The organism is Kitasatospora sp. NPDC101235, assembly GCF_044767505.1.
In the GTDB taxonomy this organism is placed as follows: Bacteria; Actinomycetota; Actinomycetes; order Streptomycetales; family Streptomycetaceae; genus Kitasatospora.
On sequence record NZ_JBIWNZ010000081.1, the window covers coordinates 1 to 4,295 of the forward strand.

The 4,295-nt window shown below is 72.5% G+C and carries 4 protein-coding genes and 1 pseudogene; 2 read left to right on the forward strand and 3 right to left on the reverse strand.

The features are described from left to right. Positions 1–114 precede the first annotated feature (114 nt). The 3 genes from ACIRRH_RS43840 to ACIRRH_RS43850 all read right to left on the reverse strand — a co-directional run bounded on the left by ACIRRH_RS43840 (position 115) and on the right by ACIRRH_RS43850 (position 3,309). A complete protein-coding gene (locus ACIRRH_RS43840; RefSeq protein ID WP_403079088.1) occupies positions 115–1,506 on the reverse strand; it encodes a hypothetical protein in 1,392 nt (463 codons plus the stop codon). A 383-nt stretch (positions 1,507–1,889) separates the two neighbouring features. Beyond that, entirely contained in the window at positions 1,890–2,660 is a 771-nt protein-coding gene (locus tag ACIRRH_RS43845; RefSeq protein ID WP_403079090.1) for a lysophospholipid acyltransferase family protein, read from the reverse strand. A gap of 223 nt (positions 2,661–2,883) precedes the next feature. Beyond that, positions 2,884–3,309 (reverse strand): DUF4395 domain-containing protein, encoded by a 426-nt coding sequence (locus tag ACIRRH_RS43850; protein WP_403079091.1) that lies wholly within the window; start codon positions 3,307–3,309, stop codon positions 2,884–2,886. A gap of 288 nt (positions 3,310–3,597) precedes the next feature. On the opposite strand from ACIRRH_RS43850, the gene ACIRRH_RS43855 reads away from it, so the two are divergent. Both ACIRRH_RS43855 and ACIRRH_RS43860 read left to right on the forward strand, forming a co-directional pair. Then, on the forward strand, positions 3,598–3,930 hold the full coding sequence (locus ACIRRH_RS43855; RefSeq protein WP_224284756.1) for a thioredoxin family protein: 333 nt from the start codon (positions 3,598–3,600) through the stop codon (positions 3,928–3,930). A gap of 252 nt (positions 3,931–4,182) precedes the next feature. After that, positions 4,183–4,295 (forward strand): annotated as a pseudogene (locus ACIRRH_RS43860) (electron transfer flavoprotein subunit beta); the annotation flags it as partial.

Sequence of the window (4,295 nt, forward strand, 5' to 3'; positions counted from 1 at the left end):
ATGGTACTGCAGGGGGGACCCTGTGGGAGAGTAGGACGCCGCCGAACAATTCTTCAGAAGAACCCCCATCCGGGTCCCGGATGGGGGTTCTTCGCGTTTGCGGAGCCGAACGATCTATTCGTCGGACTCGGACTCGGCGTCGGATTCGGCTTCGGACTCCGTCCCAGGCTGCGGCTGGTCGATGGAGGCCTCTCCCTGGGCCGCGGCCGGCTGCTGGGTGTCAGCCGGCGGCGTCTGGGGAGCCTGGGGCGCCTGGTCCGGGGCCTGCTCCGATGGCTGCTCTGACGCCTGACCCGGCGCCTGCTCCGATGGCTGGTCCGGCGCCTGCTCCGATGGCTGCTCTGACGCCTGACCCGGCGCCTGCTCCGATGGCTGACCCGGTGCCTGGTCCGATGGCTGCTCTGACGCCTGACCCGGCGCCTGAGCCGACGGCTGGTCCGGTGCCTGACCCGACGGCTGCTCCGGCGCCTGAGCCGACGGCTGGTCCGGCGCCTGAGCCGGATCGGCGGGAGCGGCCTCCGCCGTCCCCCAGGCCGGTCGGCTGAGCCACCTGTCCGCGCTGTTGGTGAGACGGGCGACGCCCGTACCGTCGGACCGCATGCTGTAGAGGTCGGTGCCGGCGCCCGCGGGGGCCTGGGCGAAGACGATGGAGGTGCCGTCGGGAGCGTAGGTGGCCGTGCCGTAGAAGGTGTTCGAGGGCGCGGTGAGGGCCCCGAGAGCGCTGCCGTCGGGGTGGACGGTGTAGATGCCGCCGCCGGGGGCGTTGTCGGGGCCGGCCGGGTACGTGGTGAAGAGGATCCGGGTGCCGTCGGGGGACCAGTCCGCGCGGTCGCCGGCGCGCAGTTCCCAGGGGGTGAGCTGGCGTAGCCCGGTGCCGTCCGCGCTCACGACGTAGATGGCGCGGCTGTTGGCGGGCTGCCCGGTGGCGCTGGTGCGGTACTCGAAGGTGAGCTGCTTGCCGTCGGGGGACCAGCTGGGGTTGCTGACCGCCCCGGAGTAGGGCTTGTCGTTGGTGACGAAGGTGAGCCGCTGGACGTCGGTGCCTTCGGGGCTCATCAGGTAGAGGTCCGAGTACTGGACCTGGTGGCTGCCGGACGGGTCCAGGGCGCCCCAGGAGCGGCTGAAGGCGACCTGCTTGCCGTCCGGGGAGAAGGCGGGGGCGCGTTCGTCCTCGTTGGCGCAGTCGGCGATGCCGCCGTCGCACAGCTGGCTGACCTGGTGCTCGGGGCCACCGGAGGTGGGGATGGTCCAGAGCCGGGCGGTGCCGGTCTGAGGGTCGGTGCGGTCGAAGGCGATGGTGGTGCCGTCGGGTGACCAGTCCGGGCGGTCGTCGAGTGCGCGGGCCGGCGGCTGGGTGACCTGGCGCTGGCCGCTGCCGTCGGGGGAGAGGGTGACGATCGCGCTGCTGGTGCGGGAGGCATCGGTGTAGGCGCGGCTGACGATCAGCCCGTTGTGCACGGGGGCCGCGGGCGCTCCGTCGGCCGCGTCGACCACGTCGGGTGTCACGTCGGGTGTCACCTCGGGGGCGGCGGTAGGGGTCTCCGGCCGGATCTCCGAGAGCGGGATCTCCCCGGGTTCGGCCCCGCAGCCGGTGAGCAGGGCGCCCAGAAGCAGAAGGCCCGCACCGGCGCTCGCGCGAGTGCGGGCTCTGCCCGTGGCTGACTGTCGTGTGCCGGTGGTGATCCTTGCCATCTCCGCCTCCGAGCCTTTCGACCGTTCCGACGTGTGCCCCCGCCGCGGATTCAGGACGAAGGCCCCTGAAAGGAGCTGTCACTGTGTCAGACGGGGAGCGTCGGCGGCCGGGCGACACGCGACGGACCGCGCTCGGTCGGTCGCACGGAGTAGACGCGGGATGGAGGCGGAAAGGGGGAGGCCGGAGGCGGAGGGGATCAGTCCCGGGCGGCTCGGCGCTCGGCCTTCGCGAGGGCTTCCGCCTCGTCCTCGGCCTCGGCGACCTCCAGGGTGGGCGCGGTGCCGCCGAGGTGGGCGGGCAGCCACCAGGTGTCGTCCGGGCCGGAGGGCTTGCCGGGGTACTCGCGCTGGGCCTGGTCGAGCATCTCGCTCATGGCGGCGCGCAGCCGTCGGGTGACCATCACCGGCTTGTCGTTCGGCCCGAGGTGAATCGGTTCGCCGATCATGATGGTGACCGGGACGTGCCGCTTGGTCAGGGTCTTCGGGCGGCCCTTGGTCCAGAGCTGCTGGGTGCCCCAGAGCACGACGGGCAGCAGCGGGGCGCCCGAGTCGGCGGCCATCCGGGCGGCGCCGGTCTTGAACTTCTTCAGCATGAAGGAGCGGCTGATGGTGGCCTCGGGGAACACCCCGACCACCTCGCCGGCCTTGAGGGCGCGCACGGCGGCCTCGTAAGCGGGCTGGCCGTCGGTGCGGTCCACCGGGATGTGCTTCATGCCGCGCATCAGCGGGCCGGAGATCCGGTGCTTGAAGACGTCGTCCTTGGCCATGAAGCGGGTCTTGCGCTTGCCGCCGCGGTACGCGCCGAGGCCCGCGAAGAGGAAGTCGAGGTAGCTGATGTGGTTGCTGACCAGTACCGCTCCCCCCCTGGCGGGGATGTGTTCGGCGCCCACGATCTTGATCCGCGCGTCGAGCGCGCGGAAGGCGGTGAGTGCGGCGCCGATCACCGGCGGGTACACGAACTCTGCCACGGTCAGTCCTGACTTCCACGGGCCGGAGCCCGGTTCGGCGGGTACCCGCTCCGTTGTGCGGGCGGTGCCGACCGGAGCACGGCACTCCGCGGCGGTCACGGGTGATTCACGGAGATGATCCCCCGAACGAGTGCCTGCTGTCACCTGAGCCGTGCGGTCAAGCGACTATTGGCGGTGTGATCTCCGTGATGAATTCCCACGGGAACTTTTTCGTTGCCCGGTATCAGGCGCCGGCGGTGAGGCGGCCCTGGGCGCGCCGGACCAGGGGGTAGAGCTCGCAGCCCACGCAGTAGCCGAACGCGGCGTTGACGAAGGCGGTGGTGAGTGCGGCCGAGACGGTCAGCAGGCCGAGCCACGTCACGTCGGCGCAGTAGCCGAGGGTGCCGACCGCGGCGAACACCATGAGGACGCCCTGGTCGAAGCGGAGCAGCCGTTCGTCCTCGGTCTCGGAGGGCGGTGCGAGCCGAGGGAGCACGAGAACCTGGAACAGCCGGACGTGGGGAGCCAGGCGCAGGCCGCCGAACGCACCGAGGGCGAAGGCGAGTGTCTGGGCGACCAGGAGCGGGCAGTTGCCGGTGCGCAGGACGACGGCCAGGACGATCGAGGTGAGCGCTGCGGCCAGGCGAGGGCCGCGAGGATCGGTCTGCAACGGGGGCTCCGGGGGTCGCGACGGGCGGCGGCAGCGGCGGGGCCCTCAGCGCCGTCGGCGGACGGTGGCCCGGGCGTGGGCGATGACGCGGCGGCTGGCCGGCAGCGGCCCTGGGCGGCACTCGGAGTCCATCGGCCGATCGTACGCGGCCCGACCCCGGCGGTCGACCGTGTTCCGGGCGCCGCGGGCGCTGCCGCAGACTGGAGGGACGAGCGGGCCGGCGGCCCGCGTTGTCGTGCTTCGACGGCGGCCGGGCCCGGTCCGCTGCGGGCCGGGGGTGACGGGAGGCTGGGAGTGAGCGCCGAGGACGGGGCGGAACGGCTGTCGGAGGCCGAATTGGGCGGGCCGCTCGGCGCGCGGGCGACGCTGGTGCAGTTCTCGACGGCCTTCTGCCAGCCCTGCCGCGCCACCCGGCGGGTGCTCTCCGAGGTGGCAGGGATGGTCGACGGGGTCGAGCACGTCGAGGTGGACGCCGAGGAGCGGCTGGAGCTGGTCCGCCGGCTGGAGGTCCGGCGGACGCCGACCGTCCTGGTGCTGGACGGGGAGGGCCGGGTGGTGCGGCGGGCGGCGGGGCAGCCGCGCAGGGTGGATGTGATCGCGGCGCTCGGTCGCGTGGTGTGAGCAATCCGGCCGCACGAGTTCCGCCCCCTCGGGTGGAGTCGGCCTCGGCCTGGGGCAGGATGGGCACAGGCGGCGGAGCAGACGTACGGCATAAGCTACTGGCCAGTAGTGACCACTGCGCTACCGGCGAGTATGCTGCCAGGAAGTTCCGGACCGGCACGGGAATTCGCTGCCCGGAGCGGGTGCGTGCCGTGTTCGTGCCCGCTTGCACCGCCGCAGCCGCCGGACGAGACCAGTACAGGAGACAAGGCCGTGAGCTTGAGGATCGTTGTCTGTGTGAAGCACGTCCCGGACGCGACGGGTGACCGTCGTTTCGCGGACGACCACACCACGGACCGGGAGGGCGTGGACGGCCTCCTGTCGGA